Origin of the sequence: Myxococcus eversor, from assembly GCF_010894455.1 — a bacterium.
GTDB lineage: Bacteria > Myxococcota > Myxococcia > Myxococcales > Myxococcaceae > Myxococcus > Myxococcus eversor.
In genome coordinates this window covers 65704-91212 of the sequence record NZ_JAAIXY010000015.1, presented here as the reverse complement: position 1 = coordinate 91212, position 25509 = coordinate 65704, and the positions used below count along the sequence as shown (strand labels likewise).

The window sequence follows — 25509 nt, the reverse complement described above, 5'->3', positions numbered from 1 at the left end:
GGTCCGCTCCACCTCCGCCGCTCACACGTGCGTATCAATGGTGGGCTGCTCGGCCTCCGTGCCCCCGCCGACGCCCCGGGCCGCCTTCAGGCTCTCGGGGATGATGAGCGGCCTTTCCAGCCGAGCCCGGTCCCACTTCCCCAGGTCCGCGCACGCGGCATAGGACGTCTGGAGGAACTCGAGCAGATACGCCCGGGGGTCCTTCGAACGGCGCACTGACTCGTAGGGCAACAGGAACTCCTTGAGCCCCGGGTCATACCCCCCCTCCGGCGGCTCCACACGCGCGGCGGAGAAGCCCGTCGGCTCTGGCGCGGCGTAGCAATAGAAGGCCGCGCCTCCCAGTGCCTCGGTGCCGGGCCAGAAGCCCGCGCTGCAGACCTCCTCGCAGTACGCCTCGGCCGTCACCGCGTCCGCGCCTTCCCTCACCGGCGCGGGCCGACCGCCGAAGCGCGTCACCGCCAGGTCGAAGCTCCCCCAGAAGAACTGCACCGGACTGCACTTGCCGGTGAAGCGCGACCGGAACTCCTTCAGCACCAGGTCCGCTTGGAGCAGGGCCCTCCACCAGCGCTGGGCATGCTCGGCCACATAGGTGTCGTGCTGCCTGTCCTGACTGAACGGCGTGGTGTCGTCCGGTATCTCCACCGGCTGCTCCCAGATGCTCACTTCGATTCCCAGCGAGCGCAGCGTGGCCATGACGTCCCGGTAGAACTCCGCCACCGGGCGAGACGTCAGCTCCATGACTCGCACGTCGCCCCGACTCGTCAGGAAGCGCAGCTCGCTGGCGAGGAAGTCGAAGTCCACCTCGAAGCCCCCGTTGCCGTAGGGGATGAGCGTCGTCGTCAGGCCCCTGGCCGTCACACGGAACGACACGTTCCACCAGTGGTTCTCCGGTGGCGTCAGCGCCAGCCGCACCTTGCCGAGCACCTGGGTGTACCGGTGCAACGTGGCATAGGTGTCCTTCCACTCCGCGAAGGGAAGCGCGGGCCACGCCTCCTCCCGCGAGCTCAATCCAGGTATCGACGCGATGGCCATGCAGCTCCCTCCTCAAGGGCCACGTCCACCACGACGGTGGCCCCCTGGAGGCCCGCATGCCAACCCCCTGCAGACGACACGGCACCGGCCCGGGCGGATGCCTGCTCCGGGCCGGCGAGAAGTCAGCCGAGGGCTACGGCTGGGCGAGCGCGGCGTCGACGGCCTTGCGCAGCTCGTCGCTCTCCGGCGTCACCTTGCTGGGGAAGCCCGCCTTCACCTGGCCATCCTTGCCCACGACGTACTTGTGGAAGTTCCACTTGGGCGCGTCGTGGTTCTTCGCGAGGAAGGCGTAGACAGGGGACTGGCCGGCGCCCTTCGTCTCCACCTTCTCGAACATGGGGAAGGTGACCTTGAAGCGCAGCTCGCAAAACTTCTTGATGTCCTCCGAGCTGCCCGGCTCCTGCCCGCCGAAGTCGTTGGACGGGAAGCCCAGCACGACGACGCCCTTGTCCTTGTAGTCCTGGTACAGCTTCTCCAGGCCCGCGTACTGCGGCGTGTAGCCACACTCCGACGCGGTGTTCACGACCACAAGGACCTTGCCTTGGAAGTCGGAGAGCTTCTCTGCCTTGCCATCGAGACGGTTCGCGGACAGGTCATGCAGGGACATGGGCTTCTTCTCGCTCAGGGGCTGGGACTTCGCGGGAGTGGAGGGCTTCGTCGCCGTGTCCCCGGCGAGTGCCGGGGTGACGAGGAGCGCCGTGGCGACAGTCACTACATGGAGGGTTCTCATGTGGCCGCAAGGATGCCGAAGCCCCGCCCCCGTTTCACGACCTTCTGTCCTGTCTTCGACATCCCACCCTCACCGACTCCCCGCCGCACCACGACGCGACGCGTGAGGCGCCTCGCCCGAGAAGAGTGACTTGAGCACCCGCCCGGTGGCCGTCTTCTGCTTCGCCACCTCGCGAGGCGTGCCCTCCGCGACGATGAGTCCACCCTCGTCACCACCCTCCGGCCCCAGCTCCACGACGTGGTCCGCCGCGCCGATGACGGATGGGTGGTGCTCGATGACCACCAGCGTGTCGCCCCGGTCCACCAGCCGGCCCAGGAAGGTGATGAGCTTCTCCACGTCGCCCAGGTGCAGGCCCGTCGTCGGCTCGTCGAGCACATACAGCGTGGGCTCGTGCCGCGCGGAGGCCGTCAGCTCGGAGGCCAGCTTCAGTCGCTGCGCCTCACCGCCCGACAAGGTGTTGGAGCCCTGCCCCAACTGGAGGTAGCCCACGCCCAGGTCCGACAGGCATTGCAGCGGCGCGGCCACCTTGGGGATGGAGCGGAACACATCCTTCGCCTCGTCGGCGGACAGCCGCAGCACGTCGCCGACGGACAGGCCGTGGTAGCGAATCTCCAGCGTGGCCGCGTCGAAGCGCGCGCCGCCGCAGGCCTCGCACGGCGTCACCACGTCCGGGAGGAAGGACATCTCGTGGGAGATGGAGCCCTGTCCCTCGCACGCGGTGCACCGGCCACCCGCGGCGGTGTTGAAGGAGAAGCGCGCGGCGGAGAAGCCCCGAATCTTGGCCTCGGGCGTCGCGGCGAAGGCCCGCCGCAGCTCGTCCCAGATGCCCAGGAACGTCGCCGGCACCGAGCGCGGCGTGCGACCGATGGGCGACTGGTCCACCGACATCACCCGCTTCACCGGGTCCACGCCCTTCAGCGACTCGAAGGGCCCCGGCTTCGAGGACACCAGCTCCAGCGCCTCGCGCAGCGCCGGGTACAGGACCTGGCGAATCAGCGTGCTCTTGCCGGAGCCCGACACGCCGCTGACGACGTTGAGCCGGCCCAGGGGCAGCCGCAGGTCCACGCGCTTCAGGTTGTTGGCGCGCGCGCCCTTCAGCTCCAACCAATGCTTCGGTTCTCCACGTCCGGAGGGAGGCCGCACCTGCGCCTCACGCAGCGCCCGCGCCGTGGGGGAGTCGCTCTGCAGCACCACGTCCGGAGGTCCCTCCGCGAGGATGCGTCCGCCACCCCGTCCACCGGTGGGCCCCAGGTCGAGCAGGTGGTCCGCGGCGCGGATGGTGTCCGAGTCGTGCTCCACCACCAGCACCGTGGAACCCGTGTTCACCAGCGCGCGCAGGTTGTCGAGCAGGCGGTGGGTGTCGCGCGGATGCAGGCCGATGGTGGGCTCATCCAGCACGTACATCGCCCCGGTCAGGCCCGCGCCGAGCTGCGCCGACAACCGCAGGCGCTGCATCTCTCCGCCCGACAGCGTGGCCGCGTTGCGGTCCAGGGACAGGTAGCCCAGGCCCACGCGCTCCAGGAACTCCATGCGCCGCAAGAGCTCTTGCCGGGACGGCTCGCCCAACAGCGCGCGGTCGCCCTTGAACTTCCAGCCCTTCACGCGTTCCAGCGCGGACGCCACGGACTGCTTCACCACCTCGTGGTAGCGCGCCCCTTCCAGCCGCACGCCGCGAGGCACCGGGTCCAACCGGCTGCCACCGCACGCGCGGCACGGCGCCGTCTCGCCCTCGGCCTGCGCCGCCGGCCCGCCCTGCACGCCCGTGCCCTCGCACGAGTCGCAGCGGCCCTGCTTCGTGTTGAAGGAGAACCAGCGAGGGTCCAACTCCGGCACGGCGGTGCCGCACTTCGGGCAGGTGCGCTCGGTGGACAGCAGCGTCTCGCCCTTCGACGCGCGCAGCTTCAGCGCGCCCTGCCCCCAGCCCAGCGCCTTGTCGAACACGTCGCGCGGCAGCTTGGAGAGCTTGCCCTCGTACATGACGAGGTCGATGTCGTGCTCGCGCGTCTTCGCCAGGCGCGGCGGGTCATCCGTGGACGCAAGCTCCCCGTCGACGATGGCCGTGGTGATGCCCCCGCGCGCGGCGGCCGTGAAGACATCCAGGTACGTGCCCTTGCGCGAGCGCACCGCGGGCGCCAGCACCGTCCCGTCCCCCTTCATCGCGGTGAGCTGCGCGAAGAGCAGCTCCGGGGAGAGGGAGGTGATGGGCGTGTCGTCCTTGGGGCAGTGCGGCTCGCCCAGCTTGGCGAACAGCAGGCGCAGGTAGTGGGCCACCTCGGTGACGGTGGCCACCGTGCTGGTGCCACCCGCGCGCGAGGTGCGCTGCTCCAGCGCCACCGTGGGCGGAATGGAGCTGACGCGCTCCACGTCCGGCCGGGGCATGGTGGGAAGGAACTGCCGCGCATACGGACTGAGCGTCTCCAGGAAGCGCCGCTGTCCCTCCGCGAACACCACGTCGAAGGCCAGCGAGCTCTTGCCCGAGCCACTCGGCCCGGTGACGACGGTCATCTTCCCGAGCGGAATCTTGCACGACACGTCCTGGAGGTTGTGCTCGCGCGCGTGCTCCACTTCGATTGCCGGAGCGGCCTCCTTGCCCGGCTTGCGCAGCTTCACCGCGCGGCCCAGCGGCTTGCGCTCGCCTCGCAGCGCCTCCGCCGTCGCGCCCTTGCCCCGCGCCACGTCCGCGGGTGTGCCCTCCGCCACCAGCCGGCCACCGTCCTTGCCGCCCACCGGCCCCAGGTCGATGACCCAGTCCGACGCCTTCATCACCGACACGTCGTGGTCCACGACGATGACGCTGGCTCCTCGGTCCACCAGCGCGTGCAGCGCGTCGATGACGTGACGGACGTCCTCCGCGTGGAGGCCCGCGCTCGGCTCGTCGATGAGGAACAGCGAGCCCTTCGACTCGGAGGCCAGCGCGCGCGCCAGCTTCAGCCGCTGCGCCTCGCCGCCCGACAGCGTGGACAACGGCTGTCCCAGGGGCAGATAGCCCAGGCCCAGCCGCGCCACCGGCCCCAGCGCGCGATGGAGGGCCGTGTCGCTTCCGAAGTGCTGGAGCACCTCCGACACCGTCATCTCCAGCACCTGTGCCACGCTGAAGCCCTGGTGGCGGACGGCGAGCACCTCTTCCTTGAAGCGCCGGCCCCGGCACACCGCGCACAGCAGGGCCACGTCCGCGAGGAACTGCATCTCCACCGTCTCGTAGCCCTCGCCCGAGCACGCCTCGCAGCGCCCCTTGTCCACGTTGAAGGAGAAGTGGGCCGGCGTCAGTCCTCGCACCTGCGCGTCGGGCTCCGCGGCGAAGCGCTCGCGCAGCCTGTCCCACGCCTTGGTGTACGTGGCCGCGTTGCCGCGCGACGTGCGCCCCAACGGAGACTGGTCCACGAAGGTGATGGACTTCACAGCCTCGGCGCCCTCCAGCGCGTCCACCGCGCCCGGAGCCTCCACGTCCTTCACGCCCAGCCGCCGCGCCAGGTGCCGGTAGAGCACCTCGTCCACCAGCGTGCTCTTGCCGGAGCCGCTCGGGCCCGTCACCGCGCACAACACGCCCAAGGGTACGCTCACCGACAGCGCCTTCAGGTTGTGCTCCCGCGCGCCTCGCACCTCGATGGAGCCCGTCTTCGCGCGCGGCGTCCTCGACGACTCGCCAGTCCCCGCGAGCAGTCGTCCGGTGGGCAAATCCTTGCGCTTCGCGAGCGCCTCCGGCGTGCCATCGAAACACAGCCGTCCACCCTCGCGGCCCGCGCCAGGGCCCAGCTCCAACACACGGTGCGCGGAGCGGATGACCAGCGGGTCATGTTCAATCACGAGCGCGATGTTGCCCCGCTCCGCCAGCTCCGCGATGGCCTCCGTCAAGGGCGGCACGTCCCCGGGATGCAGGCCCACGGTGGGCTCGTCCAGGACGAACAGCGAGCCGGTGAGCGAAGTCCCGAGCGCCGCCGTCAGCGACACGCGCTGCGCCTCGCCTCCGGACAACGTGCGCGCCTGCCGGTCCAACGTCAGGTAGCCCAGCCCCACGCGCTTCAAGTAGCTCAGGCGTCCGGACAGCTCGCGCCGCGCCAGCTCCCCCTGCCCCGTCGTCGTGCGCAGCGCCTCCAGTCGGGTCACCGCCTCCGTCAGCTCCAGCCCGTGCCAGCCCGGCAGGTCCAACCCGCCCACGCGGTACGCACGCGCCTGCTCGTTGAGCCGCGCGCCGCCACAGCTCGCGCACAGCGAATACGCGCGGTAGCGCGCCAGGAGCACGCGCACGTGCATCTTGTACGTGCGGCCCTCCATCCACCGGAACCACGCGCGCACGCCCGGGTACGCCCGGCCCTCGTCGTAGTCCCCCGCGCCCTGCAGCACGGACTCCTGCTGCGCTGGCGTCAGCGTTCCCCAGGGCGCGTCCATGGGAATGCCCTTCGCGCGACACCAGCGCTGGAGCATGCCCCGCTCCCACTCCGTCGACGCGCCGGACCAGGGGCGGATGGCCCCCTCCGACAGACTCAGCGCCGGGTTGGGAATCACCTTGTCCCAGTCGATGCCGATGGTGCGCCCGAAACCCCGACACGCCGCGCACGCGCCCACCGGCGACTGGTAGCTGAACAGGCCCGGTCGCGCGGCCTCGAACTCCCGCGCGCACTTCGGACACACCAGCCCCCGGCGCACCCGCTTCGGCTCGGCGCCGGCCACCAGCACCACCGCCTCGCCCTCCGAGCGCGCCCACGCGTCCTCCATCGCCTGCGTCACGCGCGACAACTGCGACGCCGACAGCTTCACCCGGTCCACCAGCACCCGCGCCACGCCCGCCGAGTCCGTCGCCTCCGACGGCTTGAGTGACTCCAGCTCCCGCACCTCGCCCTGCACCACCAGCCGGTGGTGGCCGTCCTTCAACAGCCGCGCGCGCACGTCCAGGAACGCGGCCGTGTCGGCGATGCGCAGCGGAAAGGCGATGAGGGCCTGGGCATCCGGCGATTCACGCAGGAGCGCCGCCGCCGCGACGCGCGCATCCGTGCGCACCGCCTCCACGCCACACGTGGGGCACACCGGCATCGCCTCGCGCGTGAAGAGCGCGGACAGGTACGGCTCCACGTCCGCCAGCGTCGCCACCGTGGAGCGCGAGCTCTTCACCGGCGCGCGCCGGTCCACCGCCACGCCCGCGGCCACCGGCTCCAGCGCGTCCATGGGCGGCCGCTCCAGCCGCTCAAGAAACTGCCGGGCATACGGGCTGAAGCTCTCCACGAAGCGCCGCTGCCCCTCGGCGTACAGCGTGTCGAGCGCCAGGCTGGACTTGCCCGCCCCGGACACACCGGTGATGCAGACCAGCTCCCCTTCCGCCAGGTCCACGGAGAGGTCCTTCAGGTTGTGCGTGCGCGCGCCTACGAGGTGGGTCTTGTGCATTTCGGGTCGGAGGTTTAACGACCTGACACTTCAACGCCACAGACAAGTGAACCAACGGGCCCTGGAATGCCCCCCCTGGTTGGGTGAAGGGCGAGCGGCTTGCTACAACTGGGGTACAATGAGCGCGCGGGGGCGGCGCCCGGCCCAGGTGCCCAGATGCCCCGCGATGCAGGAGCTGCCCATGGCCGAGGGAATCGACAGGTCTCCCCCCCGTGACGCGCTGGTCCACGCCTCGCCCTCGCTGGTGCTCCTGGAAATCGACGGCCACACCGCCTCCGCCTTCGTCGCCACCGGACAAGGACACCTCGTCACCAGCCTGCATGCCGTCGCCGGCGCGCGGCTCATCCACGCGGTGATGGCGGATGGAACGCGAGCGGAGGTGGCCCAGGTGGCCGCCATGGATGACCGCCGTGACCTGGCCATCCTCCGGTTGCCGGTGACGGACCTGGCTCCACCCCTGGGGCTCACGCCCGCACCCCTGCCCGCCGAGGGAGACACCGTCTACGTCCTCCGAGCCGGCGCCGGCCCCGCACCGGAGGTCCGCTCCCAGCAGGTGCGGGCGGTGCAAGTGCTCGGCGACTGGCTCACCCTGCTGGAATTGACGCGCACGCTTCCGGAGGAATCCTCCGGTGGCCCCGTGCTGGACACGAGCGGCGCGGTGGTGGGCGTGGCCACCGCGGCGCTGGCCAACGGCCGCTCGCTGGGGCTCGTCATCCCCACGCGCTACATCGCGCCGCTGCTGCGGGGCTCGGCCGCCTCGCCGCTGTCCGCGCTGGAGGCGCCGCGTCGCAGGGCGGGCCGCGTGCGTCAGGTGCCGCAGCATCCGCTGAGCCTGCTGGAGGGCGCGACGACGGAGACGCTGGAGTCCATCGCCACCACGCTCGGCCACGCCATCAACGCGGGCGCTCCCGCCTACAACCGGGGCGACGTGGACGGCTGCTACCGCCTCTACGCCCGCACCGCCGAGCGCCTCATCGACACGTGCCACGCATTCCCCGGCGCCCAGCGCGCGCTGCGTGACGGCCTCACCCGCTGCGTGGACCTGCCCGACTCCGACGACCGGGCCTGGGCCCTGCGCGATACGTTCGACGGGCTCCTGGACGTCATCGGCCGCTGGCTGCAAATCCGTCCGGAGGCCTCCCGCATCGCCCGGCCCTCGGCCGCGCTGCCCAAGCGCTACCTCAACTGAAACCGACGCTTCGGCTCACGCCTCGTCCCAGCGCACGCGCAGCGCGTAGCCGGACGGCTGCCGCTCCAGCACCTCCACCCGAGGCTCCACCCGGGTGCGCCGCAGCACGCCCTCCACCACGCCCGCCACGAAGTCCGGCAGCGGGTCTCCGTCCATCACCCGCACGCACCACTCGCGCTCCTGCACCGGCTCCAGGACCATCTGCATGTCGTCGCGTCCCGCCTTGAGGTACGTGGGCAGCCGCGTCAGACAACGCTCGGTACCCAACAGTGGCGCCGCGGTCGCGAAGATGCGCCCCACCAGCGTCTGCGCAAAGCCCTCCACGTAGTGGTGTCCCAGCGCCCGGTTGGCCTCCTCAGCGGGTTGTCCCGCGCACGCGAAGCGCCGCGCCACACCCAGCGCCGCGCGCCACACGTTGAGGGGGTAGGACTCCTGTGACGCCTCGGTGTCGTAGCCGATGTCCCGCAGCGACTGGGCGAACGCGCCGGAGGGTTTCAGCGCATGGACGAACAGCCCCTCGAAATTGCGCCGAGGCACCTGCACTGGCACGTAGGGCGCCTTGCGAAGCCCCACCTCCGCGTCCTTCGAGCCCCGACGCTCCATGGCGTTCCCCCCTCCGAATCCGCCGGTCCGCACCGGCCCGGAACCACACTAACAGCCCGCGTTCCACGCGGCTTTGCTTGCCCCGGGAAACTAGCGCCTCAGCACACTTTTACAACACGAGGGCTCGTGCAACGATGGTCGTTTGCATGCAAGGAGTCCCATGCGGGTCCTGATAGTCGCTCAGGGAGGGGCGGACCTGTCGCCACTGGAAACCCTGCTGGAAGCCAGGGGGAACACGGTGGTCCATGTCGCGCGCGACGTGGACGTTCCGGCGGCCTGGCGCGCCGAGCCCTGTCCCCTCGTGGTGCTGGATGCGCGCGAGCCGAGCTCTCGCATGCCCCTCGTGCGGGCCCTGCGCAGCCTGCCGGGTGGCCCCTCGGCGGTGGTGTTGCTGGTGGGACGACGCGACGGGCTGCACCTGCTGGGACCCGCGCTGGAGGACGGAGCGGACGAAGTCCTCGCCTGGCCCATGGAGCAGGAGGAGCTGCGGCTGCGGCTGGACATGGCCGAGCGCCGCTATCTGCGCCGCGAGTCCCGTACAGCCGTGCCGTCCGGCGACGAGCTGCGGGACACCATGCTGGCCGTCAGCCCCGTGCCCACGTCCATCACCACGCTGGGAGAGGGCCGCGTCGTCGCGGCCAATGACGCCTACTTCCGGGCGTTCGGCTACTCGCGCGAGGAGATGCTGGGGAAGACCACCCTCGAGCTGCGGCTGTGGGAGCGACCGTTCGAACGCTCGCAGGTGATGGAGCGGTTGCGCCAGCACGGCTCCGTGCGGGGCGTGGACGCGCAGTACCACACCCGCGAGGGCGAGCAGCGTCACACGCTCTTGTTCATGGGGCTGGTGCCCTATGCGGGCGAGCCGCACGTCATCTCCTTCTTCCCGGACATCACCCCGCTGAAGCAGGCGGAGGAGGAGGTGCGCCGCTCCGAGGTGAGCTTCCGCACCCTCATCGAGAGCCTGCCGGACCTGGTGGCCGTCTTCGACCGCGATGCGCGCGTGCGCTACGCCAACCTGAAGGTCGCCCGCGCGCTGGGCTACTCGGACGTGCGCGAGCTCATCGGCAAGCACATCTCCGACATGATTCCCCCCGAGGACCTGGCCTCGGCGGACGCGCGCATGCACGAGGCCCTGCGCACCGGCCGCAACGCGCTTCAAGAACGGCGCATGGTGCGGCGCGACGGCGGCATCCTCCACGTGGAGTCCACCACCTTCCCGCTGCACTTCGACGGCGAGGACTCCATCGTCTCCGTCGCGCATGATTTGACGGAGCGACACCAGATGCAGGCGCGGCTGATGCTCGCCGAGCGCATGGCCTCCGTGGGCACGCTCGCCGCGGGCGTGGCGCATGAAATCAACAACCCCCTGGCCTACCTCACCGCCAACCTCGCCTTCGCCCGGGAGGAGCTGACCAACCTGCCCGTCTCCGGCGTGGACCCGACGCTGGCGGAGGCCCTGGCGGATGCGCAGTCCGCGCTCGCCGAGGCCCAGCAGGGCGCCGAGCGCGTGCGCACCATCGTCCGCGACTTGAAGACCTTCAGCCGGGTGGACTCGCTCGAGGACGCCGTCGTCGACGTGCGCCGGGTGCTCGACTCCACGCTGAACCTGGCCACCACCGAAATCCGCCACCGCGCCCGGCTGGTGAAGTTCTTCGAGGACGTCACGCCCGTGCGCGCCAACGAGTCGCGGCTGGGCCAGGTGTTCCTCAACCTGCTCGTCAACGCCGCGCAGGCCATCCCCGAGGGCTCGCCGGACCGCCACGAGATTCGCGTCTCCACGCGCATGGGCGACGGTGGCCGCGTCATGGTCGAGGTCTCCGACACGGGCGTGGGCATCGCCGCGGAGCACCTGCCCCGCTTGTTCGACCCCTTCTTCACCACCAAGGCCCCCGGCGTGGGCACGGGCCTGGGACTGTCCATCTGCCACAACCTGGTGACGGCGCTCGGCGGTGAGATTCGCGTCCGCAGCTCCCCCAACCGGGGCTCCACCTTCCAGGTGCTGCTGCCCGCCGCCGAGCGCCCGCGCGAAGTCCCCCTGCCCCGGCCGCTCGACGTGCCCTCCGCGGAGAAGCGCGGCCGGCTGCTCGTGGTGGACGACGAGCCCCTGGTCTGCACCGCCCTGGGCCGCACGCTGCGCCCCCACCACGACGTCACGCTCGCCACGCGCGCGCAGGACGCCCTGGAGCGAATCGAAGCCGGCGAGCACTACGACGTCGTCTTCTGCGACTTGATGATGCCGGGCATGAGCGGCATGGACTTCTACTCCACGCTGATGAAGCGCTACCCGGACCAGGCCCGCCGCGTCGTCTTCCTCACCGGCGGTGCGGTGACCCCCCAGGCCCGCGCCTTCCTCGAAACCGTCACCAGCCCCCACCTCGAAAAGCCCTTCGCGGGCCGGGAGCTGCTGTCGTTGGTGCAGGAACGACTGGCCCGGGCCTGATCCGGGTCATGGTCCACCTGGGGAAGAATCGGACAGGCTCACGCGCCGGCTGTCCTTCAATTCCCCAGCGGGTCCACGGCCTTTCCCAGGCCGCGTCACACGCCAGGCACGCAAGCCCGCAGCTTCATTGACCTCAAACTAAATTCTCCGAGTAAGCGCTCGCGATTCCTGAAGAAATTCCAGGGACGAACGACCGCGTCATGGGCTGGTACGCGTGTTGCTCAGGGCTGACGCGCCGCACCGTGGAAGGCCTTTGCGGGGTGGCGGAGTCGAGCGAGGTCCGGAGGTCTTCGGGTCCGCTCGGCACATCAGCTGACTGGGAGACATCTGGCGTGACGGCGGACAGGAACAAGCTCGGTGGGACGCTCGCGGGGTGCGTGCTGGGGCTGGGCGTGGCGCTGGTGGCCACGGCCGGTACCGCGTGCGCGGCTGCGCCCTCCGCTTCGTCGTCCACGTCACAGTCGCGCGGCGTCGAGGCCTTCACGGCGGCCACGGTGGTGGAGCGGGCGCGGGCGAAGGCGGCGCGGGCGTATGTGGAGCCGGTGTCGACGCTGCCGGAGTCCTACCGGGCGCTGGACTACGACGCGTACCGGGACATCCGCTTCCGTCCGGAGAAGGCGCAGTGGCGCGAGGCGGGGCTGCCCTTCCAGGCGCAGTTCTTCCACCCCGGCTTCTTCTTCCAGTTCCCGGTGGCGATGAATGAGGTGTCCGGCGGCAAGTCCTCGCCGCTGCGCTTCTCGCCGGAGCTGTTCACCTACGGCCCGCTGGTGAAGCCCGGCCCGCTGAAGAAGGCGGACGGCTACGCGGGCATGCGGCTGTCGCATCCGCTGAACCGCGCGGACATCTTCGACGAGCTGGTGGTGTTCCTGGGCGCCAGCTACTTCCGGGCGCTGGGCCAGGGCAACCTGTATGGCCTGTCCGCGCGCGGGCTCGCCATCGACACGGCGACGTCGCGCGCCGAGGAGTTCCCCGCCTTCCGTGAGCTGTGGCTGGAGAAGCCGGCGCCCGGCGCGGACCGCGTCGTCGTGCACGCGCTGATGGACAGCCCCAGCGTCACCGGCGCGTATCGCTTCACCGTCATCCCCGGGGCGAACACGGTGATGGAGGTGGAGGCCACCGTCTTCGCGCGCAAGGCCGTGGAGCAGTTGGGCGTGGCGCCGCTGACGAGCATGTACCTCTTCGGGGAGAATGACAGGGGCGACTACGACGACTTCCGGCCGGAGGTGCACGACTCGGACGGCCTCTTCGTCTGGACGCGCACGGGCGAGCAGCTCTGGAGGCCCCTGCAGAACCCCGAGCGCATCAACGTCTCCAGCTTCCAGATGGACAGCCCGCGCGCCTTCGGCGTCCTGCAGCGCGACACGGCCTTCAACCACTACGAGGACCTGGAGGCACACTACGAGCGCCGCCCCAGCGCGTGGGTGGAGCCGGTGGGCGAGTGGGGTCCGGGCGTGGTGCGGCTGGTGGAGCTGCCGACGCCGGACGAGACGAACGACAACATCGTCGCCTTCTGGGTGCCCCAGAAGCCGCTGGCGGCGGGGGACTCGATTCGCGTCGCCTACAAGCTGCACTGGGGCTCGCGCTCGCCGTGGCCCGTGACGGGCGCCACCGTCGTCAGCACCCGCCTGGACGCGGGAGATTCCTGGAAGGGCGCCCGGCTGAAGGACGCGCGCCCCATGCGCCGCTTCGTCATCGACTTCTCGCCCGTGCCGGACATGAAGGAGAGCGACACGCCCGTGGAGCTCGTCGTCAGCGCCGCCTCGGGCAAGGTCCTGCGCCCCATCGCCGCCCGCCACACGCCCTCGGGCGGCTGGCGCGCCACCTTCGAGCTGCACCCCGCCTCCCCTGCAGTCCCTACCGAGTTGCGCGCGTTCCTGAAGCGCGGCTCGGAGACCCTCACCGAGACCTGGAGCTACCTGTGGATTCCGTGACGACGCTGACTGCCTGCCCCTCCGTCCCGTCCACCGTGTGGGCAGTCCCGCGTTCTCGCGCGGCGCTCGACACCTTCTTCCGCGGCTTCGGCTTCAGCGACGAGACTGACTTGTCCGCGCTGGCGGCGTGGGTGCTGGACGGCTACAGCGCCCATGGGGGCCAGCCGCAGGCGGCGGTGGCGCTGGCCCGCGCGCGCATGGAGACGTGGCTTTCGAGCGTGCTGGGCCTGGAGCACGCGGGTCCGGGCCTGCTGGCGCGAGGCCGCGCGGCCTTCGTGCTGTGCGACGGCGCGAGCCGGGGTGCGCGGCTGCTCACGCGGCCCGCGGCGCCGGAGGACTTCGTGCGCGCGGTGCGTGCGGCGGTGCCGGTGCCGGCGCCCGCGCAGGTCAGCGCGGTGATGCCCGAGCAGCAGCTCGTGCTGTGGCCGTTCGGTGAGCTGCTGCGCCGCTGGTGGCGCGGGGCGTCGCCGGACGTCTCCATCTCCCGCTGAGCGGGGGTGCTCCGGAGCCTCGCGATGGAAGCCCACTCGTTTTCGCCCGAGAGCGCCGGCTTCCGGCGCGCTGGAGTCCTGGGCCTGGCGGCCGTCACCACCGTCGTGGGGACGCTGGAGATGCACCGCCTGCTGAGCGCGCAAGGCACGTCGGCTCCGGAAGTGGTGTTGGTGTTCCTCTTCGCGCTGTGCTTCGGGTGGATTGCGCTGTCCTTCTGGACGGCCATCGCGGGCTTCCTCCAGCTCGCCCTCGGCCCCAGGCTCCCCGGGCTGCGCTACCCCTCGGTGGACGAGGAGGCCGTACCGCTGGCGTCGCGCACGTCGGTGGTGATGCCCATCCACAACGAGGACCCGGCCTCCGTCTTCGCCAACGTGCAGGCGACGTACGAGTCCGTCGCGGCCACCGGACACCTGGACGCCTTCGACTTCTACGTGCTGAGCGACTCCACGCGCGCGGAGGCGTGGGTGGCGGAGGAGCTGGCGTGGTCCGACTTGTGTCGCCGGGTGGGCGGCCAGGGACGCATCTTCTACCGGCGGCGCACGGACAACACGGGGAAGAAGGCGGGCAACCTCGGCGACTTCTGCGAGCGGTGGGGACGCCGCTACGACTTCACGGTGGTGCTGGACGCCGACAGCCTGATGGACGGCCGCACGCTGGTGACGATGGCGCGGCTGATGGAGCTCAACCCGCGCGCGGGCATCCTCCAGGCGCCGCCGCTGAACGTGGGCCGCACCACGCTCTTCGCGCGGCTGCAGCAGTTCGCGGGCCGGGTGTACGGGCCCATTGTCGCCGCGGGCGCGGCGGCATGGCAGTTGGGCGAGTCCAACTACTGGGGCCACAACGCCATCATCCGCACGGAGGCGTTCATCAACCACTGTGGCCTGCCGGTGCTGCCGGGCAAGCAGCCCTTCGGCGGACACATCCTCAGCCACGACTTCGTCGAGGCGGCGCTGATGCGGCGCGCGGGCTACACGGTGTGGCTGGTGCCGGAGCTGGGAGGCAGCTACGAGCAGCCTCCGCCGAACCTGCTCGCGTATGCGCAGCGGGACAGGCGCTGGTGCCAGGGCAACTTGCAGCACCTGAGCCTCGTCATGGCGGGAGGCCTGCATCCGTTCAGCCGGGGCCACTTCCTGATGGGCGTGATGTCCTATGTCGCCTCGCCGCTGTGGCTCTTGTTCCTGTTGTCGGGCCTGGTGGCGGCGCTGCATGACCGGTTCTTCCTGGACGTGCACTCGCTGGACACGGCGAGCCTCGCGTTCGATGCGCCGGGTTCGCTGCGCCTGTTCGCGGTGTCCATGGGGATGCTGCTGACGCCCAAGCTGCTGGGCCTGACGCTCGCGCTGGTGCGCCCGGGCGAGGCGGCGAAGATGGGCGGCCGCGTGCGGCTGACGCTCAGCGTGCTCCTGGAGAGCGTGCTGGCCTCGCTGCTGGCGCCGGTGATGATGCTGTTCCAGTCGCACTTCGTCTTCGGGACGATTCTGGGCTACCGGGTGAACTGGTCCAGCCAGCAGCGCGAGGACGCGGACCTGCCCTGGGCGGAAGGGGCGCGGCGCCACGCGGCGCACATGGCGGCGGGCGTGGGGCTCGTCGCGGCGGCGGCCCTCGTGAATGCGGCGATGGTGGCGTGGCTGATTCCGGTGGTCGCGGGCCTGCTGCTCTCGGTGCCCCTGACGGTGCTGACGGCGCGCTCCTCGCTGGGGCAGTGGGCCGCGCGCCGGGGGCTGTTCCTCCTCCCTGAGGAGACGGAGCCGCCCGAGGTGCTGGAGCGCGCGCAGTCCATCACCGAGGAGCACGCGGTGGAGCCCGTGTCGGACGCGGTGGAGCGGGTGCTCACCGACGCCAAGACGCACGCACTGCACCTGGCGCTGCTGGAGTCACAGCCGGGGCTCGCCGAGAGCACCTCCACGCCCGCGGCCCTGGAGGGCGCGCGACGCAAGCTGCTGGGAGGTAGCGCGGAGCCGCTCTCCGCCCAGGAGAAGGTGGCGGCCCTTCTGGATGTCGGCACGCTGAGCGAGGCCCGTGAGCAGCGACTGACGCGCGCGCTGTCCTGACTTCAGGCGGCGGAGTAGTCAGTCCTCGTCGTGCAGCACGAGGTCCAACGTGGGGAGCGCTTGTCCTTCGAGGGAAGCCCGGCGGACCTCGCGGTCCTCGAACCGGCGGGACATCAGCGCGCGCAGGTTGAAGCGCGCGGCCCGGGCCAGCCGAGCAGCGCGGGCCTTGAGCGCGCCGCGCGACACCCGCTGCGTGGAGGTGAGCCCCACGAAGACGCGGTTGGCCGTCGTCTGCGAGTCGAACGCGTAGAGCTGCACGAAGCTCGCCCGCCACGTCTGGAGCATCGCCGGGTACAGCGGATTGGGAGAGCGGTGCACGTTGCTCACCACCACGCCCTCCGGAGCGAGTCGCGCCCTCGCAGCCTGGAGGAACTCCCACGTCGCCAGCGACTTGGGCATGCCCCGGGGGCCATAGGCATCCAGGAGGATGACGTCATAGGCGGGCCCGGGTGTCTCGATGAAGCGGCGCCCGTCGGCCACGTGCGCCTGCAGCAACCCGTCCTCGCGGAAGCCGAAGTAGCGCCGGGCGACCTCGAGCACCTCCGCGTCGGAGTCCACCGCGTCGATGCGCGCCTGGGGCAGCGCGGCGCGAAGGAACATGGGCAGCGAGCCCCCGCCCACGCCAATCATCAGGATGCGCTGGGGATTGGCCACGAAGGCCACGCCGCCAATCATGCCCTGCGTGTATTCGAGCTCCAGGCGCAGCGGGAAGCCCTGCCCCATCACGCTCTGGTAGGCGCTGTCCCAGCCGAACTGAAGATAGCGCCGGCCCTCGCCATCCTCGCTGACGATGCAGCGGTGCGAGCCGGCGAGTCCCACGTGCAGCACGGTGCGCGGCTGCGAGAGCCAGCGGAAGACCCGCGCGAGGTAGCGCCGGGAGCGCTCCACCCGGCCCCCGGGAAGCGAGAGGCCGAGCGGTGCGCCCTGGCGGGGGAGAACCCGCTTCCAGGGCGCCTCACACCACCAGGGACCTCCCGCGCGCGGCCAAGTCACACGCAAAGGTCTATCATTTCCCCGGCCGGCTTTTGACAGGCCCGCTCACGCGAAGAGACGACGTAGCACGGCCACCATCGCCGCCACGTCGGACGCGCACGCCATCTCCCGGATGGAGTGCATGGACAGCATGGGGTTGCCCACGTCCACGGTGCGGATGCCGAGCTGTCCCGCCGTAATCGGGCCGATGGTGCTGCCGCATCCCAGGTCCGTGCGCGTGACGAAGTGCTGCGGCGTCACCCCCGCCTCGCGACACAGCGCGGCGAAGTACGCCCAGGACTCGCCGTCAGTGGCATAGGACTGATTCACGTTCGACTTGATGACGGGCCCGGCGCCCATCTGCGGCTGGTGCTTGGGCTCGTGCAGCGACGCGTAGTTGGGGTGCACCGCGTGCGCCATGTCCGCGCTGACCAGGAACGACTGGGCCATGGCGCGGTGGAACGCGTCCGGCTTTCCGTCGGAGAGGCTGAGCGTGAGGCGCTCCAGGAGCGTGCGCAGGAAGGGGGACGCGGCGCCCTGCGCGCTGCGGCTGCCCACCTCCTCGTGGTCGAACAGGATGACGCCGCTGGTGGCCTCGCGCGAGGCGGGGCCGGTGAGCAGCGCCGTCAGGCTCGAATGACAGCTCGCGAGGTTGTCCAGGCGCGGCGCATGGAGGAACTCCTCGTGCACGCCCGAGCGCGTGGACGGCTGCAAGTCGTAGAGGCACAAGTCGTAGCCGAGGATGTCCGCGGCCTCCGCCTTCACGCCGCCCTTCGCCAGCTCCTTCACCAGCAGGGCGCGCAAGTCAAAGGCGCCCGCGCTCTCCAGGCCCAGCACGGGCACCATCTGCTCCTGCGGGTTGAGCTTGAGGCCGTCCGTGTTCACCCCCCGGTTGAGGTGGATGGCCAGGTTGGGCACGCGCAGCAGCGGCTTGCGGAAGTCCACCAGGTGGCCCCGGGGCTTGCCGCCCTCGAGCAGCACCACGCGGCCGGCGAGGGACAAGTCCCGGTCCGTCCAGGTGTGGAGCAGCACCCCACCGTAGATTTCGACGCCGAGCTGCTGGTAGCCGTTCTTCGTGACTTGGGCGTTGGGCTTGAGCCGCAGGTTGGGCGAGTCGGTGTGGGAGCCGACCAGCCGGAAGCCCGCCCGGTCCACCGGCGCGGTGCCGAGGTGGAAGGCGGCGATGCTGGTGTCGCCCCGGGTGACGTAGACGCGCTCACCGGGCTTCAGCGTCCAGGACTCGCGCTCGTCCAGGGCGCGGTAGCCGGCCTGCTCCAGGCGGCGGGCCGTCTCGCGCACCGCGTGGTACGGCGTGGGCGAGGCATCGATGTACGCGAGCAGGTCATCGGCCAGGGCATCGGTGTCGGTGGGGCTCATGTGGGCCCGAAGCTAACCGCTGGCGGGCGTCCCGCCACGTCCGAATCACGTACCCCGAGCGGGCGGCCGGGCCCCTGTCCCCGGCGGAGGGACGGTGGAGGACGGCCGGGCCTGGGGGGCGGCGTCGAGGAAGGTCCCCAGCAGCACCCACCGGCGGGACTGGTCCTCCTTGCCGCGCCGGGCCAGCAGCGGCGTCGTGTAGTGCCAGAAGGGCAGCCGGTACACGGTGATACCGCCCACGGTGCTCACGCGCGTCATCTCCGACAGGTGCCCGTCCTTCTCGTAGACGAGGTACTGGTGGTCCACGCCGGGCATGGTGAGGCTCACGTGCATGTCCACGTAGCCGTCGCGGGCTTCGACTTCCTCGGGGTGGTGGTCGTTGTGCGGACCGGAGTAGTCGCCAGGCCCGTAGCACAGCACCTGGATGCCCCACTTGCGGCGCAGCACCCGGCCGCTGACGGACGCGGCGAAGGCGGCGAACGTGTCCGAGCGGAGCATGGTGGTGAGGCCCACCGCTTCCGCCGCGCGCCAGGAGCGGGAGCGCCGGTTCTCCAGGAGCGCGGTGCGCACGCGGACCGTCTTGGGCAGCAGCTCCATGTAGTTCATCGTCATCCCGGAGATGGAGTCGAAGGGGATGGGGTCCTCCATGCGCACCAGGGTGTCGTTGAGCGCGGTGTCGAGCGCATCGCGACAGGCGGCGGCGCGAGTCGCGTCCACCACGCCCTGGAGGGAGACGAAGCGGCGCGCGGGGTCCAGCAGCGCGCCCGACACCGACGTGTCCCGCCCGTCCAGGATGCGGCGGCCCTTGGCGGTGAGGAGGTCGGCGAACTCGGCGGGGAAACGCTTCATGGCGCCCCGAATACGGCTTCACGGGCCGGTTGTCCTGCGGAATGCGCGGCGCGGCGGCGGAGGGACGAGGCCCTGTGGATCAGCCCATGACATGCCGCGTCACACCCCGAGTGCGGATGGAGTTCCGCTGGGCGGCAACCTTTACCGAGATCCTGCGATAACCTCCTGATTCGTCGAATTTCGGAGAGTCCCCCAAGCATGGATCCCATCCGCAACCGCCCCCGCGTCGTCACGTCGAACCCCTCCACGTCGCTCCAGCCGCAGAAGGAAGCGCAGCAGACGGTGGCCCCGGCGAGGACCAACGCGGTGGGCCATGCGCAGTTGAGCACCTTCGAGGCGAAGCTCGCGGCGCCGGCCGCGGCGACGCAGCCGCTGCCTGGTGCGTGGCGTGGCGGGCCGGACACCGAGGTGGGCAAGGCGGTGCAGGCCATCTGGGAGCGGATGAAGACGATGCCGGGGGCGGATGTCTCCATCAAGGGTGACACGCCGGCGTCGCTGCTGGGCCGCGCCATCCTGGACGGCAAGAAGGTGTCGAACGAGCAGATCATCGCGATGTCGAAGGTGACGTTGGATCAGCTCGCGACGGATCCGAAGGACCGGGAGAAGGTCCTGAAGAAGGTGCCGAACGCGCGCGAGCTGCCGGTGCACAAGTTCACGGTGGCGATGCTGTCGGCGGCGACGGGGATTGATCCGAAGAAGCTGTCCGAGGCCTGTCCCGACCTGGGCCTGACGGGCGCGCCGGGCACCCCGCTGTTGTACGCGGCGGAGGGCCAGGGCATGCAGCGCTCCACCGCGCTGCACGACTTCACGGACTACCTGCGCGGCGCGGGCCTCAAGGGCATGAACAAGGCCGTGTGGGGCGTGGAGAACCGCATCCTGTCCGCCATCGTCTCCGCCGTGGGCGGCGGGCGGTACTGAGCAGACCGGGGTTCACGCCGTGAGGCGTGTCAGGGCCGTGTCCCGCACAGGGGCACGGCCCTTCGTCTTTCAGGGGCGAGCTTCGAGGGTGCGACGCCCCATGTTCCGGCACGAGTGACTTCGGAGCTCAGTCGCCTTGTTCAGCCGCCGCGCCCGAGAGCTTCGCGCGCGCAGCCTCCAGTCGCTTGGCCCGAACCTTTCCCGCGACACCGAGCAGCTTGCGGTCACGTTCCCAGCGCTCACGGGTGGGCGCATCGACCTGGGCCCATAGCGGCTCGCTCTCGGCGACCGCGCGCTTCACCTGGGCCAGCGCGCCGCCGAGGGCCACATGCGTCGCGGCGGAAGCGGGGTCCGCCTGGGCCAGTCCGCGCATCATGACGGCGAGCGAGAGCAGCTCCTCGCGGGTGGAGTCGGGCCAGCCACTCCGTCGAGCGAGCTGGAGAAGCCAACCCAGGAGCGCGAGCTGGACGTGACAGTCCTCCACGGTACGGAAGGGCTTGAGGTAGCGCGTGTAGCCATCGCCCGGGAGGACTTCATCCGAGGACACAGCCACGTCCTCGAGCCGGAGCTCCGCGTGGGGGACCTCCGGCACGAAGGGAAGCTCGGGCAGTTCGGTGACGTTGATGCCCGCGCGTCTGGCGTCCACGGTCACCAGCCGGAGCCGGTTGCGGCCCTGCTCGTCCTGTCCCTCGGAGGCGACGATGAGCAGAACCTCCGCGCGCGAGCCCAGCGTGACGAAGGACTTCTCCCCCGTGAGCGTCCAGCCCGTGGCCGACGGGGCAAGACGTGTCTGGATGGCGGCCGGATGCCCACCCATGGCCTCCGTGGCGCAGAGCGCGACGGGCTTGTCGGCGGGGAGCATGGGGAACAGGAAGCGATGTGCGGCGTGGTACCCGGAGGCAAAAGCGAAGCCGAGTCGGTCCGCGCGAAAGCCTCCCGCGAGCGCGAGGTCCGCAGGATCCGGAAAGCGCGACGCGATCTCCACGTGACGGCGCCACCACGTCTCGACAGAGTCGAGGGTGGCGGGCTCGGGGGGCTCGGTGAGCAGGAAGGAGAGAATGTCGTTCACACCGTGACTGTACTTCGCCCCAGTGAAGGGGGCACTTGCAGCTCACCGCGCGACTCCACCCCAACCTCACACTCAATGATCCTTCACCGTCACGCCCACGCCGCCTCGGCGTTGCCAGGACTTGTCATGCTCGATACCAGAGGGCCCCCTGCGACGGAATGACTGGCGGAGAAATCACATCACAACCAGACCATCCACACCCCTCGCGCTTTCTGACACCGCCAGGGCCCCTCCAGCGAACTGGAGGGAATCACATACCGAGAGGGCCGCTGAAGTCATTCCAGACAGGCTGCAAAGCAACTAGGCCCGCGGGAACCTCTCCACGGGCCTTCGCGTCACCTCACCCCGCCAGACGCTTGCGCCCGCCCGTGGACTTCTTGCTCTTGGCGGGCTTCGTCGCGGTCTTCTTGCCCTTCACGGGCTTCTTCGCGGAGCGGGACTTGGACGCGGACTTCTTCTTCACGGGCTTCTTCCGGGCAGGGGCCTTCTTCTCCGGCGCCAGGATGGTGCCCCGGCACTCGGGCGCGCCACAGCGGCACACATAGAGGGACTCGGAGTCCGCGCCCATGTCCTCGGTGCGCTCGTAGGCGTAGTCGTAGACCAGCTCCTCCCCCACCTCGAGCGCGCGCAGGGCGAAGATGTAGATGCGCTTCTTCTCGATGAGCGCCTCGCAGTTGGGCGCGCACGAGTGGTTGATGTAGCGCGCCTCGTTGTGGAGGGTGCCCGCGTCGAGCACCGTCTTGGGGTCCAGGTTGAACAGGAAGGTGTGGTGCCGACCCATGCCCTCGTCGTCGTAGCGACGGTCCGCGTCCGCCTGGGTGATGCGCTCACCGACGTACTCGATGATGCGCTCGCCCTTGCGGATGCGGCGGGTGGCGAAGGCGCCCGTGCCCTGGATGGACGACGGACGCAGCTCGAAGGGGATGGGCTTGGTAGAAGGAGTGAAAGTAAGGGATGTCATGCGGGTATGAGTGGCCCGGAGTTCACGTCGGCCAGGACGCTCCATCAACGGCGGTGTAGCGTGCACCAGACGGACTCTCGATGAAAGGCGTTCGATGATGCGGTGGTGGCTGGTGCTCGGTGCGGTGAACGCTTTCCTGTCCGTGGCCGCGGGTGCCTTCGGCGCTCATGCGCTCAAGGCCCGACTCCCCCCGGACCTCCTCGTCATCTTCGAGACCGGCGCGCGCTACCACATGTACCACGCGCTCGGACTGCTGGCGGTGGGCCTGCTGGCCCTGCTGCGCCCCTCCTCGCTCCTGAACGGCGCGGGCTGGGCCATGCTCGTGGGCATTGTCCTGTTCTCCGGCAGCCTCTACGCGCTCGCGCTCTCCGGCATCCGCGTCCTCGGCGCCGTGACGCCCCTGGGCGGACTGGGCTTCCTCGCCGGCTGGGCCCTCTTCGCCATCGCCGCCTGGCGCGCCACGCCCTAGGCGAAGTCCCGGTGTCACTCCCGAACCAGCGGAGGCATCGGGTACATCAGGTCCAAATCCCGGTTGTTGCGGATGCCGCAGGCCTCGCGCTGCACCATCAGGTACCAGCGCTGAAGCTCCGCCTCCTTGCGCAGCACCCGGTAGCGCTCCAGCCGCACCGCCCGCACAGAGCCTCGGGCCATCAACAGCTCCCGCTCCGCGCCCGCCAGCGCCTCCAGGGCCTTCTCCACCTTCTCGCCGGTGCGCTTGAGCGCGGAGGCCTTCTCCTTCTGGAACTCGGCTTCCACCGGCAACAACGCGTTGACGCTCTGTTCTCGAGCCATGCTCTTGGGTTTAACCACCACCCACCAGCGCTCGCAGCGAGTGGGATGAGCCCATCTGAAGCTCCCTCTCAGTCCGGCTTGCCCTCCAGGGCAGTGAGCGACGCGGTGGCCGCCATCCCGCCCCTGCTCCATCATCCCCTCCCCCACACCCACGCCCAGGCACCGCCATGCGCGCCCTCCTCCTCGCCCTCGTCGTCACCACGGCATCGGCCCAGCAGCCCGCGACTCCTGCCCCCAGGTCGTACCTGCTGCGCCCCACGAGCGTCTTCGACGGCGTCACCCCCAAGCCCCATGCGGGCTGGGTCGTCCTCGTCACCGGAGAGCGCATCATCGCCGCCGGCCCCGAAGCCCAGGTGAAGCCACCCGAGGGCGCGGAGGTCATCGACCTCGCCGGCACCACGCTGCTCCCCGGCCTCATCGAGGGCCACTCGCACCTGTTCCTCCACCCCTACAACGAGGCGACCTGGAACGACCAGGTGCTGAAGGAGGCCCTGTCCCTGCGCGTGGCCCGGGCCACGCAACATGCACGCGAGACGCTCCTCGCGGGCTTCACCACCGCGCGCGACTTGGGCACCGAGGGCGCGGGCGACGCCGACGTCGGACTCAAGCAAGCGATACAACAGGGCATCATCCCCGGGCCCCGACTGCTCGTGGCGACGCGGGCGCTGGTGGCCAGCGGCACCTACGGCCCCAAGGGCTTCGCCCCCGAGTGGCACGTCCCCCAGGGCGCCGAGGAAGCAGACGGCGTGGATGACCTGGTGCGCGCGGTGCGCGGACAGATGGGCCGGGGCGCCGACTGGGTGAAGGTCTACGGCGACTATCGCTGGGGCCCTTCGGGAGAGGCGCGCCCCACCTACTCACTCGAGGAGATGAAGCGAATCGTCGAGACGGCGAGCGACGGGGGCCGCCCCGTCTCCGTCCACGCCAGCACGCCCGAGGGCATGCGCCGCGCGGTGCTCGCCGGGGCCGAGAGCATCGAACACGGCGACGGAGGAACACCCGAGGTCTTCCGCCTGATGGCGCAGCGGGGAGTCTTCCTCTGCCCCACCCTGGCGGCGGGTGACGCGATGCTCCGCTACCGCGGCTGGAAGAAGGGCGTGGACCCGGAGCCCGCCTCCATTCAGGAGAAGCGCGCCAGCTTCCGCGCGGCGCTCGCGGCGGGCGTGCCCATGTGCGTGGGCGGAGACTCGGGCGTCTTCACCCACGGGGAGAACGGACGCGAGCTGGAGCTGATGGTGGAGTACGGCATGACGCCCGTGCAGGTGCTCCAGGCGGCCACGTCCGGCAACGCGAGGATGCTGCACCACGAGGACCGGCTCGGGCGGGTGAAGGCGGGGCTCTTCGCGGACCTCGTCGCCGTGGACGGAGACCCCACGCGGGACATCTCCGCCGTGCGCAAGGTCCGCTGGGTGATGAAGAACGGAACGCCCTACCGCCGCTGACTCGCCAGGCCGATTCCCGCGGGCTCCGCGCAGGCCGCCTCCACCGCAGCGGGCAGGAAGTCCCGCTCCGATGACGCCGTGGGCGCCACGTCATCCGAGGCCGCCCGCCGCCACGCATCCCGCAGCAGGAGAAAGCCCGCGACGAACAGCATCCCGTTGCGCGCCAGCAGCAGCAGCGTCTGGGGAATGTCCAGTCCGTACTTGTACGAGGGGCCCACGAAGACGCCTCGCGACAGGACGGCGGCGACGAGGATGAGCACGGGCACCGTGCGCGAACCGGACAAGAGCGCCAGCGCCGCCGCGCCCATCACCCACGTCAGGAACTGCGGGCTGAGCACCGGGTTGAGGATGATGAAGGCCACCAGCGGCCCCAACGCCAGGCGCGCCAGGTCCTCCATCCGCTCGGGGGCGCGACGACGCACGGACCACACGCCCACGGCGGCCATGCCCAGCGAGCCCACCACCCACAACCACCGGCTCACCGCCCTCACGCCCTCGGCGGCGGCGCCGTGCAGCTCGAACGCCGCGGGCGCGTGAATCCACCGCACGCCCTGGACCAGCCCCAGGTGATGCGAGGCCCACAGCAGCGAGGCCCCGAACGACTCCACCTGGAGCCCCCGGTCCACGTGGAACGACGCGAAGCCCCACCAGGGCCACACGGCGCTCAGCGGCAGCAGCGGCGCCACGCCCAGCGTCAGGCCCACCACCAGCTTGCCCAGCGTGCCGCGCTTCCAGGCGACGGCCAGGGCCAGCGGCACCAGCACCACCGGGTAGAGCTTCGTCACCACGCCCACCGAGAGCGCCAGCCCCGCCACCGTCTCGCGACGACGCGCCAGCGCGAAGAGGGCCGCCATCGTCAGCGCCGCGGGGATGAGGTCATAGCGCTTGAGGTAGTAGAGCGCCGCCATCCACGACGTCACCGAGTACGCCAGACACGGCACCACCGAGCGCCACGTCCGGCCCCACTTGCGCGCGCCCTCGGTCAACAGCACCCACTTGATGAACCCATCCATCACCGCGAGCTGGAGCCCGAAGAGCGGGATGAACTCCCACTGTGTCGAGCGCACCCACGCCGCGGGGATGAACCACAGGAGCGCGTAGGGCGGATACTCGAAGCGGAAGTCCTGGTTGGGCGTGGCGCCGCCGAGGAAGGCCCGCGCCGTCTTGAAGTAGAGGTCCAGGTCGCCGATGCGAGGCGAGAACGCGTACACCACGAGCGGCGTCACGCCGACGAGGAACGCGACCCAGTGCCAGGGCCCGAGACGGGTGGAAGCGGAAGTTGCGG

The 25509-nt window shown here is 70.6% G+C and carries 19 protein-coding genes; 8 read left to right on the top strand and 11 right to left on the bottom strand.

Annotated features, from left to right (window positions below; genetic code table 11):
• Positions 1-21: 21 nt before the first annotated feature.
• The 3 genes from G4D83_RS27925 to uvrA form a co-directional block, all read right to left on the bottom strand.
• Positions 22-1032, bottom strand: coding sequence for a DUF5996 family protein (locus tag G4D83_RS27925; RefSeq protein ID WP_163867899.1), 1011 nt, complete (start codon positions 1030-1032; stop codon positions 22-24).
• Between the two features lie 133 nt (positions 1033-1165).
• Positions 1166-1762 carry a glutathione peroxidase gene (locus tag G4D83_RS27920; protein WP_163867898.1) on the bottom strand — a complete coding sequence of 199 codons (597 nt, stop codon included), beginning with the start codon at positions 1760-1762 and terminating at the stop codon, positions 1166-1168.
• Between the two features lie 69 nt (positions 1763-1831).
• Positions 1832-7138 carry an excinuclease ABC subunit UvrA gene (gene uvrA, locus G4D83_RS27915; RefSeq protein ID WP_163867897.1) on the bottom strand — a complete coding sequence of 1769 codons (5307 nt, stop codon included), beginning with the start codon at positions 7136-7138 and terminating at the stop codon, positions 1832-1834.
• 181 nt (positions 7139-7319) lie between these two features.
• Here uvrA and G4D83_RS27910 point away from each other — a divergent pair, with 181 nt between their 5' ends.
• Complete coding sequence (locus G4D83_RS27910; protein WP_163867896.1) at positions 7320-8327, top strand: S1 family peptidase; 1008 nt, start codon at positions 7320-7322, stop codon at positions 8325-8327.
• Between the two features lie 15 nt (positions 8328-8342).
• Here the strand turns inward: G4D83_RS27910 and G4D83_RS27905 are convergent, their stop codons facing one another.
• Positions 8343-8930 (bottom strand): DUF2378 family protein, encoded by a 588-nt coding sequence (locus tag G4D83_RS27905; protein WP_163867895.1) that lies wholly within the window; start codon positions 8928-8930, stop codon positions 8343-8345.
• Positions 8931-9090: 160 nt separating this feature from the next.
• Between G4D83_RS27905 and G4D83_RS27900 the strand changes: the two genes are divergently transcribed.
• From G4D83_RS27900 to mdoH, 4 genes are all read left to right on the top strand, one after another.
• Positions 9091-11370 (top strand): PAS domain S-box protein, encoded by a 2280-nt coding sequence (locus tag G4D83_RS27900; protein ID WP_163867894.1) that lies wholly within the window; start codon positions 9091-9093, stop codon positions 11368-11370.
• 332 nt (positions 11371-11702) lie between these two features.
• Positions 11703-13301 (top strand): OpgD/OpgG family glucan biosynthesis protein, encoded by a 1599-nt coding sequence (locus tag G4D83_RS27895; RefSeq protein ID WP_240356684.1) that lies wholly within the window; start codon positions 11703-11705, stop codon positions 13299-13301.
• On the top strand, positions 13298-13792 hold the full coding sequence (locus tag G4D83_RS27890; RefSeq protein WP_240356682.1) for a hypothetical protein: 495 nt from the start codon (positions 13298-13300) through the stop codon (positions 13790-13792). The genes G4D83_RS27895 and G4D83_RS27890 overlap by 4 nt, the downstream gene beginning before the upstream one ends.
• A gap of 24 nt (positions 13793-13816) precedes the next feature.
• The gene (gene mdoH, locus G4D83_RS27885) at positions 13817-15844 is read left to right on the top strand and encodes a glucans biosynthesis glucosyltransferase MdoH (RefSeq protein WP_163867891.1); all 2028 of its coding nucleotides are present in this window, start codon (positions 13817-13819) and stop codon (positions 15842-15844) included.
• A gap of 18 nt (positions 15845-15862) precedes the next feature.
• Here the strand turns inward: mdoH and G4D83_RS27880 are convergent, their stop codons facing one another.
• The 3 genes from G4D83_RS27880 to G4D83_RS27870 form a co-directional block, all read right to left on the bottom strand.
• Complete coding sequence (locus G4D83_RS27880; protein WP_240356680.1) at positions 15863-16732, bottom strand: spermidine synthase; 870 nt, start codon at positions 16730-16732, stop codon at positions 15863-15865.
• A gap of 150 nt (positions 16733-16882) precedes the next feature.
• Positions 16883-18193, bottom strand: a complete 1311-nt coding sequence (locus tag G4D83_RS27875) for a M18 family aminopeptidase (protein ID WP_163867890.1) — start codon at positions 18191-18193, stop codon at positions 16883-16885.
• Positions 18194-18238: 45 nt separating this feature from the next.
• Positions 18239-19042, bottom strand: coding sequence for a hypothetical protein (locus G4D83_RS27870; protein ID WP_163867889.1), 804 nt, complete (start codon positions 19040-19042; stop codon positions 18239-18241).
• A gap of 198 nt (positions 19043-19240) precedes the next feature.
• Between G4D83_RS27870 and G4D83_RS27865 the strand changes: the two genes are divergently transcribed.
• On the top strand, positions 19241-19960 hold the full coding sequence (locus tag G4D83_RS27865; RefSeq protein WP_163867888.1) for a hypothetical protein: 720 nt from the start codon (positions 19241-19243) through the stop codon (positions 19958-19960).
• A gap of 127 nt (positions 19961-20087) precedes the next feature.
• Here G4D83_RS27865 and G4D83_RS27860 read toward each other — a convergent pair whose 3' ends face one another.
• Positions 20088-21029 carry an acyl-CoA dehydrogenase family protein gene (locus G4D83_RS27860; RefSeq protein ID WP_163867887.1) on the bottom strand — a complete coding sequence of 314 codons (942 nt, stop codon included), beginning with the start codon at positions 21027-21029 and terminating at the stop codon, positions 20088-20090.
• 340 nt (positions 21030-21369) lie between these two features.
• Entirely contained in the window at positions 21370-21990 is a 621-nt protein-coding gene (locus G4D83_RS27855; protein WP_163867886.1) for an SET domain-containing protein, read from the bottom strand.
• Between the two features lie 94 nt (positions 21991-22084).
• Between G4D83_RS27855 and G4D83_RS27850 the strand changes: the two genes are divergently transcribed.
• Positions 22085-22459, top strand: a complete 375-nt coding sequence (locus G4D83_RS27850; protein ID WP_163867885.1) for a DUF423 domain-containing protein — start codon at positions 22085-22087, stop codon at positions 22457-22459.
• A 14-nt stretch (positions 22460-22473) separates the two neighbouring features.
• Here the strand turns inward: G4D83_RS27850 and G4D83_RS27845 are convergent, their stop codons facing one another.
• On the bottom strand, positions 22474-22782 hold the full coding sequence (locus G4D83_RS27845; RefSeq protein WP_163867884.1) for a hypothetical protein: 309 nt from the start codon (positions 22780-22782) through the stop codon (positions 22474-22476).
• Between the two features lie 167 nt (positions 22783-22949).
• Between G4D83_RS27845 and G4D83_RS27840 the strand changes: the two genes are divergently transcribed.
• A complete protein-coding gene (locus G4D83_RS27840; RefSeq protein WP_163867883.1) occupies positions 22950-24224 on the top strand; it encodes a metal-dependent hydrolase family protein in 1275 nt (424 codons plus the stop codon).
• Here the strand turns inward: G4D83_RS27840 and G4D83_RS27835 are convergent.
• On the bottom strand, positions 24212-25450 hold the full coding sequence (locus G4D83_RS27835; RefSeq protein ID WP_240356678.1) for a glycosyltransferase family 87 protein: 1239 nt from the start codon (positions 25448-25450) through the stop codon (positions 24212-24214). The genes G4D83_RS27840 and G4D83_RS27835 overlap by 13 nt on opposite strands.
• Positions 25451-25509 lie beyond the last annotated feature (59 nt).

Excerpts from the sequence above, each read along its gene's own strand:
- G4D83_RS27925 (WP_163867899.1), bottom strand. The coding sequence starts at position 1,032 with ATGGCCATCGCGTCGATACCTGGATTGAGCTCGCGGGAGGAGGCGTGG.
- G4D83_RS27920 (WP_163867898.1), bottom strand. The coding sequence starts at position 1,762 with ATGAGAACCCTCCATGTAGTGACTGTCGCCACGGCGCTCCTCGTCACC.
- uvrA (WP_163867897.1), bottom strand. The coding sequence starts at position 7,138 with ATGCACAAGACCCACCTCGTAGGCGCGCGCACGCACAACCTGAAGGAC.
- G4D83_RS27910 (WP_163867896.1), top strand. The coding sequence starts at position 7,320 with ATGGCCGAGGGAATCGACAGGTCTCCCCCCCGTGACGCGCTGGTCCAC.
- G4D83_RS27905 (WP_163867895.1), bottom strand. The coding sequence starts at position 8,930 with ATGGAGCGTCGGGGCTCGAAGGACGCGGAGGTGGGGCTTCGCAAGGCG.
- G4D83_RS27900 (WP_163867894.1), top strand. The coding sequence starts at position 9,091 with ATGCGGGTCCTGATAGTCGCTCAGGGAGGGGCGGACCTGTCGCCACTG.
- mdoH (WP_163867891.1), top strand. The coding sequence starts at position 13,817 with ATGGAAGCCCACTCGTTTTCGCCCGAGAGCGCCGGCTTCCGGCGCGCT.
- G4D83_RS27875 (WP_163867890.1), bottom strand. The coding sequence starts at position 18,193 with ATGAGCCCCACCGACACCGATGCCCTGGCCGATGACCTGCTCGCGTAC.
- G4D83_RS27870 (WP_163867889.1), bottom strand. The coding sequence starts at position 19,042 with ATGAAGCGTTTCCCCGCCGAGTTCGCCGACCTCCTCACCGCCAAGGGC.
- G4D83_RS27865 (WP_163867888.1), top strand. The coding sequence starts at position 19,241 with ATGGATCCCATCCGCAACCGCCCCCGCGTCGTCACGTCGAACCCCTCC.
- G4D83_RS27855 (WP_163867886.1), bottom strand. The coding sequence starts at position 21,990 with ATGACATCCCTTACTTTCACTCCTTCTACCAAGCCCATCCCCTTCGAG.
- G4D83_RS27850 (WP_163867885.1), top strand. The coding sequence starts at position 22,085 with ATGATGCGGTGGTGGCTGGTGCTCGGTGCGGTGAACGCTTTCCTGTCC.
- G4D83_RS27845 (WP_163867884.1), bottom strand. The coding sequence starts at position 22,782 with ATGGCTCGAGAACAGAGCGTCAACGCGTTGTTGCCGGTGGAAGCCGAG.
- G4D83_RS27840 (WP_163867883.1), top strand. The coding sequence starts at position 22,950 with ATGCGCGCCCTCCTCCTCGCCCTCGTCGTCACCACGGCATCGGCCCAG.